The sequence below is a fragment of the Companilactobacillus baiquanensis genome, from assembly GCF_003946605.1.
Lineage (GTDB): Bacteria > Bacillota > Bacilli > Lactobacillales > Lactobacillaceae > Companilactobacillus > Companilactobacillus baiquanensis.
In genome coordinates this window covers 24,572-38,468 of record NZ_RHOQ01000006.1, presented here as the reverse complement: position 1 = coordinate 38,468, position 13,897 = coordinate 24,572, and the positions used below count along the sequence as shown (strand labels likewise).

The following is a 13,897-nucleotide window of genomic DNA, read 5'->3' as shown; positions in this document are numbered from 1 at the left end:
TTTTAATTATTCAGATTTAGTCCATTTGTGATAATGTCTTGTCAATATTTGCCAATGCTTTATCACGACCAACTAATTCAATAGCTTCAGCGATTGCTGGACCATGCATTGTACGTGTGGCAGCAATTCTGGCAGGCATATAAAGTTTTCTACCTTTAACACCTGTATCTGCACGAACTGATTGAATAGCAGCCATAATTCTTGCTGCTGTAAAGCGATCTAATTTCTCCAGCTTAGTGCGTAAATCTTCAATTGCTGGACGAGCATCGTCATCTGCTAGCTCTTTTTGTTCGTCTTCAGTCAAAACATCTGGTTGATTGAAGAAAACATCTGATAGATCAACGATTTGTTGAGTAAAACTCATTTGTGGCATGTATAGTTCTGTTAAATGTCTTACCCATTGAATAGTATTAGTATCTGGATTTTCAGGAATACGTTTTGCTTCAATTAAGTTTTCTAGTGTCAAGTCGGTGATCTCACTGACATCAGCACCTTTAACATATTGATTATTAACCCATTCCAACTTCTTTTGGTCAAATTTAGCTGGTGATTTACTCAAACGATTCTCATCAAATATCTTGATAAATTGCTTACGTGTGAATAATTCATCTTCACCAACTGGTGACCAGCCTAGTAGAGTAATAAAGTTAAACATGGCTTCTGGTAGATAACCCAATGCACGATATTGCTCGATAAATTGAAGAATTGATTCATCACGTTTACTTAATTTTTTACCAGTTTCAGTATTAATGATAAGTGTCATATGACCAAATTTAGGAGCTTCCCAGCCAAGTGCTTCATAAATCATTAATTGTTTTGGAGTATTAGCAACGTGATCATCACCACGAAGTACATGACTGATTTCCATCAAATGATCATCGACAACAACGGCAAAGTTATATGTTGGCATACCGTCACGTTTTTGAATGATCCAATCTCCACCGATAGTATCAGAATCGATTGAAACCTTTCCTTTAACGATGTCATCCCACTCATAGTCTTTACCCTTTGGAACATGGATTCTAACAACTGGTGTTAATCCAGCGTCTTCAGCTGCTTTGATTTTTTCAGCTTTTTCTTCTTCGCTCATTCCGGCAAATTCATATTCATAGTGAGGCATCTCTCCACGAGCTTCTTGATCCTCACGCATTTTAGTTAGTTCTTCTTCAGTCAGATATGATTTATAAGCTAGACCTTTATCTAGTAATTCTTGAATATACTTTTGATAAATTTCTTTTCTTTCAGATTGACGATAAGGACCATAATCTCCGCCAATATCAGGACCTTCATCCCAATCAACGCCTAACCACTTAAGGTTTTCCAGTTGGCTTTGTTCTCCGCCTTCAACATTACGCTTTGTATCTGTATCTTCGATACGGATTACAAAAGTCCCCTTATGTCTTCTTGCAAACAAATAATTAAAGATTGCAGTTCTAGCGTTACCAATATGCAAATGTCCAGTAGGACTAGGTGCATATCTAACTCGTACTTTATTATCTGACTTTTTTGCCATTTCTATTTACTCCCCTCTTATTTTGAGAATTGTTCTTAGGATTTTTCTTTTCCTTAGAACTATTCTTGGTGTTTCCTTGGATACCATTCATTGAATGCTTAGGTTTTGCAAAAATCATTTTACCAGCATCTGTTTGCAATGCACTAGTTACAACGACATCGACTTTTTTATCAATGAAATATTTTCCATCTTCAACAACGACCATCGTTCCATCTTCTAGGTATGCAACACCTTGTTCTCGTTCAGTACCCTCTTTTATTACATTAACAGTCATCGTCTCTCCTGGCAAAACCATAGGTTTCAAGACTTTGGCTAGTTCATTAATATTAAGGACCTGAACATTTTGAAATTCACTCACCTTACTTAAATTATAATCGTTTGTGATTACAGCGCCACCAATTTCTTTAGCTAATTTAAGTAATTTCATATCAACTTCAGGAATATTATCATAGTCCCTTGTCGTTGTTTCATAATTTATTGTCTGATCCATTTTAATTTCATTTAAAATATCTAGTCCACGGCGTCCGCGTTCGCGCTTTTGATTATCACTAGAATCAGAAATCAATTGTAATTCATGAACCACAAAATCGGGGATCATTAACTTACCTTCAAGAAATCCGGTTTGGGCGATTTGATGAATTCTTCCATCAATTACTACTGATGTATCAAGGATCTTGTATGGATAAAAATCCTTTTTAGATTCACGACGTGTGATCTCCCCATTAAAATCCAAACCTTCATTTTTTTCGTTATTTTTGCGCTTGCTTAAAGAAAAACTCTTCCAATCATTTCTTCTACTTGTACCTAATCTAAATCCTAAAAATCCTAAAATGATCATTAAAATAGGAGGAATGATATTTGCAAACATATTGTGCATCATATAAAAAGGAATCGAAATAATATTTGCTAAGATCAATCCACCAATTAAAAAGAGCGCTCCGAAAATGATCCAACCGGGTGATCGAGTATTAAAGTATCCTTCAATTCGAGTATTTATATTAGATATTGGTTTAATAAATAAAAATGAAAGTAAATATAAAATAATCCCACCAATAAGTCCGTTAACATAACCATTATTCAACCATCTAATATCAGCCATACTAATGACTGCCCATAAAGCTGGTAAAAATGTAATACCGACAGCTATTCCAAGCAATGCGAAAATAGCATTTATTAATATTTTTCGCATAGAAAACCTCCTAATTAAAAACTTTATTCATTGCTTCTGTTACAGTAGAAACTCCAATAATTTGTATCGTATTATCCTTTGACCAATCGCCAAGATTGTTCTTTGGAATAAAAATTCGCTTGAAGCCTAATTTTTCTGCTTCATTAACTCTTTGATCGATAAGATTTACTCGTCTGACCTCTCCAGTAAGTCCGACCTCACCGACAAAACAATCAGTTGCTGAAATACCCAAGTTTTTGTAACTTGAAGCAACAGCCATCGCCAACGCTAAATCAATTGCTGGCTCATCTAATTTTACACCACCAGTGGACTTTAAATAAGCATCTTGGTTCTGTAGCATCAAATTACCACGTTTCTCTAAAACTGCCATGATAACAGAAACACGATTATGATCTAAGCCAGTAGCAGTTCGTTTAGCATTTCCAAAGATCGTTGGTGTTATCAATGACTGGATCTCAACCAAAATAGGACGAGTTCCTTCCATTGATACGACGACAGCTGAACCATTAGTATCAGTCAATCGTTCTTCTAAGAAAATTTCAGATGGATTATCAACTTCAATTAGTCCTTGAGTCCTCATTTCAAAAATACCAATTTCATTAGTCGATCCAAAACGATTTTTGACAGATCGTAAAATCCTATAACTATGATGTGTGTCACCCTCAAAATACAAAACTGTATCCACCATATGCTCCAAAACTTTGGGTCCAGCAATTGCTCCACCTTTTGTAACATGTCCGACAACAAAAACAGTAATATTTTGTTGTTTGGCAATATTCATCAATTCCGCTGTAACTTCTCGAATTTGTGAAACACTACCTACGGCTGAAGTAATTTCTGGCTCATCCATTGTCTGAACAGAATCGATCACTAAATAGTCTGGTTTAATATCATTAATTGTTTCTCTGATATAACTCATATCTGTTTGTGGGTAGACAAACAAATCATCACCATGAATTCCTAAGCGATCAGCCCTCATTTTAATCTGTGAAGCACTCTCTTCACCAGAAACATATAAAACTTTTCCACCAGCATCTTGGAGTTGACCAGAAACTTGCATCAACAAAGTTGACTTTCCAATACCCGGATCTCCACCAATCAAAATTAAAGATCCCGGAACGATTCCGCCACCTAAAACTCGATTAAGTTCTGACATTTTAGTTTTGACACGTTCTTCTTTTGAAAAAGAAACATTATTTAAACTAACTGGTTTGGATTCTAAGTCGCTTGTTCGACGACTAGGAGTTGCCTGAGTCGTTTCTTTATGTTCAACTTCTTCAACCATTTGATTCCAAACACCACAGTTAGGGCAACGTCCTAAATATCTTGGAGAAACGTAACCACAATTTTGACAAATATATTTTGTTTTTGGTTTAGCCACTAATAATTCCTTCCTTAACTAAATTCCAGATGAACCAAATCCACCTTGGCGTTCTTTTAATCCACCTTCATCATCATCTGTTGTTAAATACTTGATGAAAATACCTTGCGCAAGACGTTCGCCCTTTTTTATTTTATAATCAATAGGGAAGAAGTTTATAAGTTGAACAAATAGCTCGCCTTCATTTCCTTCATTATTATAGTAATCAGCATCAACTACTCCAATTCCGTTTGGAATAGAGAGACCACGTTTTAACGGATTACTTGAACGGCTAGCAATCAATAACACCTCATCATCTTGCATATATGCTTTAACTCCAGTAGGCACTAGAACTGGTTTAATAGATTTTTGAACTTTGTCTAATTCTAGATCTTCTATTTTACCCTTGTTAAACAAAAATTTTAAAACATTTAGCACTCCAAATTTCCAAATCGAAGGAACTACAAAATCGGCTGCGCTCTCAATATCATACCCAGCAGCGTTTTTAGTCTGTCTTTTTGGCAAATTAATTCCCTGTTTTTGATATTTTCCAACAATTTCAAAACCGCGTTTTTTATTCAAAATCCCAACCTCACCAAACTATTAGATACCTAAAATAATAGCATTCTAATGCAGATAAAACTATCCTCAACCCTGACTTTCGTCCACTAATACGGTAATATTGAATTAAAAGTTTTTTAAGGGGGTTGTTTATGGAAATAAAGTCAGAAATCAATCGTTTTTATATAGAAGAAAATGAAACTTTGGTTGGTGAAGTTGGGATCACTAAAATAAATGACTCTACGATCTCTATCGATCACACCTTTGTCAGTGAAGATCATCGTGGTCAGGGATTAGCAAAAAAGCTATTAAATGCTGCCTTAGAATATGCCGAACAAAACAATTTAAAAATTGTTCCCGTTTGTTCATATGCTAAAGCAGAATTTAAAAACGATCCAAAAATACAACATCTCTTAACTGAGAATTATCAAGAACTTCTAGGAGGAAAAAAATGAATCAAGATGAACTAAAAAAGGCCGTTGGAATCAAATCAGTAGACTTTATTAAAAGTAATTCTGTCGTCGGATTGGGTACTGGATCAACAGTTTATTATATGATAGAAGAATTAGGAAAAAGATACCAAAATGGCGATATTACCAATATTGTCGGAGTTGCTACTTCTTCTCGTTCACAAAAACAAGCTGAATCATTGGGCATCCCTATGAAGGACTTAAATGACGTTGAACACATCGACCTAACAATTGATGGTGCCGATCAAATTGATAAAAATTTCCAAGGTATAAAAGGTGGAGGTGCTGCTCATCTGCTTGAAAAAATGGTAGCTACAAACTCACATCAAAATATCTGGATCGTTGACCAATCAAAAATGGCTGATGAACTAGGTAGCTTCCCATTACCTATTGAAATCATCCCATTTGGCTATGAAAAAACTTTTAACGATCTAAAATCTGAAAACTTAAAACCAGAGTTTCGTTTAGATGAAAATGGAAATCGTGTTTTAACACATAATAAAAATTACGTTATCGATCTAAAGGTCGGATCCATTAAACATCCACACATTCTAGCTGACTGGTTAGATCATCAGGTAGGAGTCGTTGCTCATGGATTATTTTTAGACTTAGTAAATAAGATCGTTGTTGGTTATGATGACGGACCTAAAGTAATTGAATGCAGATAAGTTAATAAGGAGAAAATTTATGACAAAAGCAATAACACCAGAAGAATTAGTAAAATTTCAAGAAAATTTTGAAAAGACCCCTGGCTCTTCAGCAATTAAAAACGCTGTCGCTAACAATGGTCTATATAAATCAAGCGAAACCATTGCTTCTAAGGTATCTATGGATCCGGTTTTTTCAGTTGATATTGATACAGGATCTGTTGCTGATCAAAAGCAATCCGGACTTTGCTGGGTCTTCGCAGCTTTAAATACTATGAGACACCCTCTTCAAAAGGATTTTAAGATTAAAGGGTTTGAATTATCTGAAGGCTACATGTTGTTTTGGGATAAATTAGAAAAATCAAACTTCTTCTTCCAAAACGTGATCAACACAGCAGATTTACCTGTTGGTGACAGAAAAGTTGACTTTCTAATGACAACACCTCAACAAGATGGTGGTCAATGGGATATGGTGATGGCACTTGTTCAAAAATACGGTGTCGTTCCAAAGAGTGTTATGCCAGATACATTTAGTAGAACAAAATCAAACGAACTCAATACAGTTTTAAATACTAAACTTCGTAAAGATGCTATTATTTTGCGTAACTTAGTTAACAACAATGAATCTGAAAACGATATTGAACGTCAAAAAAATGAAATGCTAAGTGAAATCTATAAGATCTTAGTTTATTCAGTTGGTGAACCACCAGCAAGTTTTGACTGGGCTTATCGTGATGATGATAAAAAGTATCACAAGGAATCAAATATTACTCCACAAGAATTCTTTAAAAAATATGTTGGCTGGGACTTAGACAACTACGTCTCAACAATCAATGCACCAACTGACGACAAACCTTATAACCATGTTTATACTGTTGAAATGTTGGGTAATGTTGTTGGCGGACGCCAAGTACGTCATCTAAATCTAGAAATCAATGACTTTAAAAACCTTGCTGTTAAACAATTGCAAAGCGGTGAAGTAGTTTGGTTTGGTAGTGATGTCGGTCAAAGTTCAGATACCAAAGTCGGAATCATGGACACAAACATCTATGATTTAGAAGGTCTATTAAATACAGATCTTGAATTAACTAAAGCACAACGTCTTGATTACATTGAAAGTATGATGACACATGCAATGGTTATTACTGGTGTTGATCTCGATGAAAATGGCAAACCACTCAAGTGGAAAGTCGAAAATTCATGGGGTGAAAAAGTTGGTACTAAGGGTTACTTCGTTATGAGCGACTCATGGTTTAACGAATATGTTTACCAATTAGTTATCAATAAGAACCTCCTAGATGATTCATTAAAAGAAACCTTTGAAAATGAATCTAAAGATCCTAAAGTTCTTGCACCATGGGATCCAATGGGCGCCTTGGCATAAAATAAAATCCCTAGATATTAAGATTTGCTATAAAATCTTTAATATCTAGGGATTTTTTTACACTTACTTTATTTTTTCTTAGTTGCACTGTTTAATAATACTCCGCCAGATACAAGCAGAACTAACAAGAATAAAAATCCATGTTGTGAACCAACAGCGGTTTTAGCAGAATAATTAAGATCATTGACTGCAGATTGAGAAATAGCCACAATTGCCGAGACAATCGAGGTACCCACCGCTCCAGCAAATTGTTGTACTGTATTGAACAAGCCATTACCGTCGGCACTTTCCGAATTTTGTAATTGGTTTATCCCATTGGTCATTGTATTACCAAAACTCGTTCCTACTCCGACCATATACAAAATGTAAAGACACAAAATTGTCCAGATGACTAGCTTTTGACCAGTGATCGCAAAAATTATCATTGCTATTACTTGCAAGCAAGAGCCAAAAATAATGGGCTTTCTGGCTCCAAAATTATCCAATAGACTTCCACTTATTGGTGCAAACATTGCCCCAATAGCGGCACCTGGCAAAACTACTAATCCAGCTATCAAAGCAGATTTATGATTTACCATTTGTATGTAATTTGGCAAAATAAATGACATCCCTAAAGCTCCCATTTGGAATAGGAAAAATGCTCCCAGATGTTGTCTGAATAATTTATTCTTAAAAACTCTTAAATTTAGCAATGGTTGTTCGATCTTGTTGGAACGTTTAACAAACAAAGTTAAAAATATTATTCCTAGGATAAAAGCAATTAAAAATACACCTATATTTTTAGATAAATTACTAAAACCAACAATTAAACCTATAAAAGTTATCGCTATATAGAAGACACTTAAAAAATCTAAACGTATCTTTACTGGTGTTTTATTTTGCTGAATGGCATAAGCACCAATTAACAGCGCAATAATAACGACTGGGATCAAGGATCCAAAAATACTGCGCCATCCAAAGGCATCCACAATAATTCCACCAAATGTTGGCCCAATGGCAGGTGCCACAGCGGTTATCAAAGTTCCGATACCCATCAAGAAACCAATCTTACCTCTAGGTGCCTGTTCCAAAATAATATTGAACATCAATGGCAAAGCAATTCCGGCACCGATACCTTGAATAATTCGACCAGTAACTAATACCAAGAAAACAGGTGCCAAAGCATCCGCAATCAACCCAACTGCAAATAGTGAAGCCGCAAAGGTAAAAAGCATTTTAGAAGTAAATCTATTTTTCAAAAAAGCCGACAAAGGCATCATAATTGCGGCTACCAATAAATAACCAGTCGTCATCCACTGAACTGATGAAGTCGTTACATTAAATTCCTTCATTAAAGTTGGAAATGTAACATTGGTTGCTGTTTCCACAACCACCCCGCTAAATGACAATAATCCTGTCGCAATGATCGACAAGATCAATTTAGGACTTAAACTTTTATTCAAAAATATTCCTCCTCATCAATTGTTAGAATTCGAACTAACATGTTTTGTTATAACATAAACGCTTAGAATATTTCTAGAGAAATATGTTAGAATTCTAACATTGAGGTGATTTTTATGAATCGTAAATTTGGTACTTTAATTAAACAAGCTAACAACTCCGTAAACAGAAATGCTGACAAATTTGCCCAAACACTGGGGTTAACAAGTGTTCAAATAAGTATTATTGATTATCTATCAAGGCTTGAAAAAAATCAGAATATCTTCCAAAAAGACATTGAAAAAGAATTCAATATTAGACGAGCTACTGCTACTAGTGCTCTTAAATTGATGGAGGAAAAATCTCTGATCGTCCGTCTTTCCGTTAGAAACGATGCTCGATTAAAAAAGGTCATATTAACGCCTAAGGCAAAAAAACTTTCCGAACAGATCAACAATTATTTTGATCAATCAGAAAAAATTATTATTGATGCAATCGGTGTGGAAAATAAAACCATCGTTCTAAGTGGATTAACAAAGATCATCACCCAATTATCAGATTAAACGTAAATCATATTTTGACAACTTCTTAAATCAAATAGTAATTGTGAATTAATTATTTTATACTGTGGATATGAGTCATAAATAGATTAAGGAGATGTTTTGTTATGCGTAATAATCAATTTGCTATTCGCCCTACTGATTTTGAAACTCAAGTTAAAGAATTAAAAGAAATCAAGTTTTTAAACAAGACTAATGAGGATGAAATTAGTACAAGTAAACTTTTAAAAAGCTTTCTTAAACTTAGCTATCCCGAGATAAAATCAGATCAAGCTTTTGCTCACAGATTACATTCATTACAAGCCACAGAAAGTTCAGATGCTTTCGACTATTTGGATAACAACGAAAAAGTATCTGTACTTGCCTTCTATAATATTTCTCTTCAACTTTTACAATTCAACCCTGATGTAGATTTCAATTTTGCTGATCCGTTGAGTGCTATGGAAAAGATCCAGCTAAAAATTGCGGATCATAAATCCGACTATTTTGATCACGATGAGATCATTTCAGCTTGGTACTGGCTACTTGCCACTCACACTAAGAATGGTCAAGCTTTCATTGATAGATTAGCAACTCAAGGTTATTTTGTACCTTTTTATAAAGACACAACAAAACAGTTACTTTTTAACGGTAAAACCTTACCCGTCTTTGACCCACATAAATTGATCCGTGAAGTTGTTTATGTCGAGTCTTCTCAAGATACTGATCATGATGGTAAGCTTGATCTACTAAAGGCTGAAATTATTCGCCCCGCTCAAACTGAAAACGGACTCAAAGTGCCAGTCTTATATACAGCTACTCCTTATCTTCAAGGTACAAACGATGAAACTGGTCTGGAAATGACTCATAACGTCAATGTTCCACTTCGTCATAAAGAACCTAACGATACTAAATATGAAGATATTGAATATCAAACTCCAGATGAAGATTTACCTCAAAAACGTCAAATCAACGGTCACGCAACAGAAGCCGAAGAAGGCTTTATTAAAGATCTTTGTTACAGCTTAAACGATTACTTTTTAGCTCGTGGTTTTGCTGTTGTCTATGCTTCCGGAATTGGTACTAGCGACTCTGACGGAATGAGAACAACTGGTGGTCCTGAAGAAACAACTTCAACTACGGCTATTATCGAATGGTTAGCTGGTAACCGTGTTGCCTTCACAAACCGGGTCGATAATATTGAAATTAAAGCATGGTGGTCCAACAAATCAATTGGTATGACTGGCCGCTCTTACTTAGGAACTCTAGCTACTGCTGCTGCAACTACTGGTGTTGATGGACTAAAGACCATCGTTACTGAAGCTGCTATCTCAAGTTGGTATGACTATTATCGTGATGGTGGATTAGTTATTGCTGCTGGAGGATTCCCTGGTGAAGACGCAGATGTTCTAGCCGAAGAAACTTTTAGTCGTCGCCTAAACCCTGGTGATTTTTATCGTGTTAAAGAAGACTGGGATCAAAAACTAATGGAAATCAACCATGATGAAGATCGTGATACTGGTGACTACAATAAGTTCTGGGATGCTAGAAATTATCATAAGAATTTCAAAAATGTTAAAGCTGACGTCTTAATGGTTCACGGTTTAAATGACTGGAATGTTAAACCTAGAAACGTGGAAAGACTTTGGAATGGTATTAAAAATAATAATATCGTCCAAAAAGCAATACTTCATCAAGGCCAACATATTTATATCAACAACTTCCGCTCTATTGACTACACCGATATGATCAATTTGTGGCTAACACATGAATTATTAGATGTTGATAATCAAGCCGAAAAAATCATCCCTGACGTCGTTATTCAAGATAACGTCAAACCAGAAACATGGAACACCTTTGATAATTGGAGCGATCCTGAAAATGAAAGAAAGATCTTTAATTTAGCACCTGATAAATTAACTGATAAACCATCTGATACGACTGTTTCATTTAAGGATTCTTTACCAGATGATCAATATTGGGATTACTCAAAAGACAATGACCAGTGGCAAGTTGATCTTCTAAAAGATGATGGTCCACTAAATGATAATCGTTTAGTATTTAAGACTGATAAATTAGAAGACGACCTGACTTTAGACGGTATTCCAAAACTTGATTTAACTGTATCTTCTAATCAGGATCTCGGTATGCTGAGTTTCCAATTAGTTGATTATGGTAAAGCAAAACGATTAAACGTATCGCCTTCTGTTTTAACTCCAAATGGTATTGATGAAACTTTTGACTGGAGAAAAGACGACCTTAGAGAATTTGAATTAGGTAAAGTCACCGACTCTAAAATGATCACTAAAGGACACATAAATCTACAAAACCGCCAAAATCCTTACAAGACTGACGAATTAACACCTGATAAATTCATTGATTTAAGTGTTGAATTACAGCCTAACTTTTATCATTTATTAGAGGGACATCAATTAGGACTGATTATTTATGCAACTGATTTTGGAATGACAGTTCGTGGCAATCAAGCATTGAAATATAGCTTTAAATTAAATAATGCCAAATTATCAATTCCACTTCACAAACTAAATTAATACCAGACTTCAGTAATCCTCATCACTAAAGCGCTTAACAACTAGACCAAAATTAAAAGGTTTCATGTGCTCTTTTCTAATGTTATAATCACGCTTGAACTGTTTATTTGGAGATTATTTATAATGGAAAAACGTGAATTGAATTCTTTGAAAAATAATCCTCATTCAAAAATGAGTTTAGCGGGATTTCTGATTGCTTTGGGAATTGTATACGGAGATATCGGAACCTCGCCTCTATATGTTATGCACTCATTAATGGTGGGGAATGGTGGATTAAGTAAAATGTCCACCAATTTTATTTTAGGTAGTGTTTCCTTAATTTTTTGGACACTAACATTAGTTACCACGATCAAGTACGTTTTGATTGCTTTACGTGCTGATAACCGTGGTGAAGGTGGTATCTTTGCCCTCTATACATTGGTAAGAAAACGTGCCAAATGGCTGATCATTCCAGCTATGGTCGGAGGTGCAACTTTCTTGGCCGACGGTATGATGACACCAGCTGTTACTGTTACAGCGGCTATCGAAGGTTTAAAGGGGATTTCCTTTAACAACAACATACTGATCCATAACCAAACACAAGTTATTATTATAACTTTGATCATCTTATCAACTTTATTCTTTATCCAACGATTCGGAACACAGTTGATCGGTAGAGCTTTTGGACCAATTATGCTAGTTTGGTTTGCCTTTTTAGGATTAATGGGGATGTACAACATCTCATTTGACTGGACGATTATTCGTGCTTTGAATCCTTATTATGCTTTTGAACTATTGAGAAGCCCGATCAATATTCGTGGTGTCTTTATATTAGGAAGTATTTTCCTAGCTACAACTGGTGCTGAAGCACTGTATTCAGACATGGGACATGTGGGTCGTTCTAATATTTATACTAGTTGGCCTTTTGTTAAAATTTGTCTTCTATTAAGTTATTTAGGACAAGCGGTTTGGTTATTACGTGTTAAAGATAATGCTGCTATGCAAGCAATGGACTCAATGAATCCATTCTATCAATCAATGCCAGCAAACTTACGTGTCTTTGGAATATTCTTATCAGCAATGGCTGCTATCATAGCATCACAAGCTTTGATTTCAGGATCATATACTTTGGTCTCAGAAGCTATTAAGTTAAGAATCTTCCCACGTTTAAAAACATACTACCCTACTAACTTTAAGGGACAGCTTTATATTCCAACTGTCAACTCAATTATTTGGGTAGTTTGTCTATTTATCGTTATCTTCTTCCAAAATTCAGAAAACATGTCTAATGCTTATGGTTTGGAAATTACGATAACAATGTTAATGACCACGATATTGCTACATCAATGGTTACTGATGAAACGATTCAATAGATTGTTTACGTCATTGATCATCGGCTTCTTCTTTGTTATCGAAAGTATCTTCTTTGTAACAAATAGTAGTAAGTTCATACACGGAGCTTATATCACAATGTTCATCGCTGCTGTTTTGATCAGTGTTATGTTCATTTGGAGATACGGTGACCGTTTAATGGATGACAATACCTTTAGAAGTCACTTTGCATCATTATTAGCATTCAAACATCAATTAAACGATCTTAGAAAAGATCCAAGTTATCCTCTCTACACAACCAATTTAGTATATTTAACAAAAGTTCATGACGGTTATCGAATCAAGAAAAACATTCTTTATTCGATCCTTGATAAACGTCCAAAACGTGCTGAGGTCTACTGGTTTGTAACTGTAAATGTTACTGATGAACCGTATACAGCAGCTTACAGCGTTGAAACTTTTGATACTGATTACATGGTCAGTGTTCAACTATATCTTGGTTTTAGAGTGGATCAAAAGGTTAATGTCTATCTAAGGCAAGTTGTTCAAGATTTGATGGCTAGTGGTGAAATTAAAACACAGCCGCAAAAATATACAACTATCCCAGATCGTCAAGTGGGTGATTTCTCATTTGTTCTTATCAAAGAAGTTCTTTCCCCTGACACTAAGATCAGCAACGTTAAAAAAGGTATTATTAGATTAAGATTGTTACTACAAAAATTTATTTCTCCTGCTAACTGGTTTGGACTATCATACAGTGACGTATTGGAAGAAAGAGTTCCATTAGTTCTAGGTAAAGTATCATTGAATCGTTTGCGTTTAGTCAGAAAAGATAGCTCGGCATTACGAGATATCCCTATTGACCAACCTATTGACGATGACGATGATGAATAAAGTACATAAAAACGCCCAGCGATCCGATTATGGATCACTGGGCGTTTTGTCATGCATT

11 protein-coding genes are annotated in these 13,897 nt (G+C 35.2%); 6 read left to right on the top strand and 5 right to left on the bottom strand.

The genetic code is table 11. From position 1 onward, the window contains the following. Positions 1-16: 16 nt before the first annotated feature. The 4 genes from gltX to EKM77_RS09075 are packed head-to-tail and all read right to left on the bottom strand — an operon-like array spanning position 17 to position 4,644. Positions 17-1,513: a glutamate--tRNA ligase gene (gene gltX / locus EKM77_RS09090; RefSeq protein WP_125593747.1), complete on the bottom strand. Its 1,497-nt coding sequence runs from the start codon at positions 1,511-1,513 to the stop codon at positions 17-19. Continuing rightward, positions 1,494-2,702 (bottom strand): PIN/TRAM domain-containing protein, encoded by a 1,209-nt coding sequence (locus tag EKM77_RS09085; protein ID WP_125593746.1) that lies wholly within the window; start codon positions 2,700-2,702, stop codon positions 1,494-1,496. The genes gltX and EKM77_RS09085 overlap by 20 nt, the downstream gene beginning before the upstream one ends. 10 nt (positions 2,703-2,712) lie before the next feature. Further along, the gene (gene radA, locus EKM77_RS09080; RefSeq protein ID WP_125593745.1) at positions 2,713-4,083 is read right to left on the bottom strand and encodes a DNA repair protein RadA; all 1,371 of its coding nucleotides are present in this window, start codon (positions 4,081-4,083) and stop codon (positions 2,713-2,715) included. An 18-nt stretch (positions 4,084-4,101) separates the two neighbouring features. Beyond that, complete coding sequence (locus EKM77_RS09075; protein WP_125593744.1) at positions 4,102-4,644, bottom strand: dCTP deaminase/dUTPase family protein; 543 nt, start codon at positions 4,642-4,644, stop codon at positions 4,102-4,104. Between the two features lie 131 nt (positions 4,645-4,775). Here EKM77_RS09075 and EKM77_RS09070 point away from each other — a divergent pair, with 131 nt between their 5' ends. The 3 genes from EKM77_RS09070 to EKM77_RS09060 are packed head-to-tail and all read left to right on the top strand — an operon-like array spanning position 4,776 to position 7,124. Then, complete coding sequence (locus EKM77_RS09070; protein ID WP_125593743.1) at positions 4,776-5,078, top strand: GNAT family N-acetyltransferase; 303 nt, start codon at positions 4,776-4,778, stop codon at positions 5,076-5,078. Next, on the top strand, positions 5,075-5,761 hold the full coding sequence (gene rpiA / locus EKM77_RS09065) for a ribose-5-phosphate isomerase RpiA (protein ID WP_125593742.1): 687 nt from the start codon (positions 5,075-5,077) through the stop codon (positions 5,759-5,761). The genes EKM77_RS09070 and rpiA overlap by 4 nt, the downstream gene beginning before the upstream one ends. A gap of 19 nt (positions 5,762-5,780) precedes the next feature. After that, positions 5,781-7,124 (top strand): C1 family peptidase, encoded by a 1,344-nt coding sequence (locus tag EKM77_RS09060; protein WP_125593741.1) that lies wholly within the window; start codon positions 5,781-5,783, stop codon positions 7,122-7,124. Between the two features lie 68 nt (positions 7,125-7,192). Here the strand turns inward: EKM77_RS09060 and EKM77_RS09055 are convergent, their stop codons facing one another. Next, positions 7,193-8,566 (bottom strand): DHA2 family efflux MFS transporter permease subunit, encoded by a 1,374-nt coding sequence (locus EKM77_RS09055; protein WP_125593740.1) that lies wholly within the window; start codon positions 8,564-8,566, stop codon positions 7,193-7,195. 114 nt (positions 8,567-8,680) lie between these two features. On the opposite strand from EKM77_RS09055, the gene EKM77_RS09050 reads away from it, so the two are divergent. From EKM77_RS09050 to EKM77_RS09040, 3 genes are all read left to right on the top strand, one after another. Next, on the top strand, positions 8,681-9,106 hold the full coding sequence (locus EKM77_RS09050) for a MarR family winged helix-turn-helix transcriptional regulator (protein ID WP_125593739.1): 426 nt from the start codon (positions 8,681-8,683) through the stop codon (positions 9,104-9,106). 104 nt (positions 9,107-9,210) lie between these two features. Next, positions 9,211-11,634: a Xaa-Pro dipeptidyl-peptidase gene (locus EKM77_RS09045; protein ID WP_125593738.1), complete on the top strand. Its 2,424-nt coding sequence runs from the start codon at positions 9,211-9,213 to the stop codon at positions 11,632-11,634. A gap of 123 nt (positions 11,635-11,757) precedes the next feature. Further along, a complete protein-coding gene (locus tag EKM77_RS09040; RefSeq protein WP_125593737.1) occupies positions 11,758-13,839 on the top strand; it encodes a KUP/HAK/KT family potassium transporter in 2,082 nt (693 codons plus the stop codon). Positions 13,840-13,897 lie beyond the last annotated feature (58 nt).

Bases quoted from the DNA above. Each gene is read 5' to 3' on its own strand.
- gltX (WP_125593747.1), bottom strand. From the start codon at position 1,513: ATGGCAAAAAAGTCAGATAATAAAGTACGAGTTAGATATGCACCTAGT.
- EKM77_RS09085 (WP_125593746.1), bottom strand. From the start codon at position 2,702: ATGCGAAAAATATTAATAAATGCTATTTTCGCATTGCTTGGAATAGCT.
- EKM77_RS09070 (WP_125593743.1), top strand. From the start codon at position 4,776: ATGGAAATAAAGTCAGAAATCAATCGTTTTTATATAGAAGAAAATGAA.
- rpiA (WP_125593742.1), top strand. From the start codon at position 5,075: ATGAATCAAGATGAACTAAAAAAGGCCGTTGGAATCAAATCAGTAGAC.
- EKM77_RS09060 (WP_125593741.1), top strand. From the start codon at position 5,781: ATGACAAAAGCAATAACACCAGAAGAATTAGTAAAATTTCAAGAAAAT.
- EKM77_RS09050 (WP_125593739.1), top strand. From the start codon at position 8,681: ATGAATCGTAAATTTGGTACTTTAATTAAACAAGCTAACAACTCCGTA.
- EKM77_RS09045 (WP_125593738.1), top strand. From the start codon at position 9,211: ATGCGTAATAATCAATTTGCTATTCGCCCTACTGATTTTGAAACTCAA.
- EKM77_RS09040 (WP_125593737.1), top strand. From the start codon at position 11,758: ATGGAAAAACGTGAATTGAATTCTTTGAAAAATAATCCTCATTCAAAA.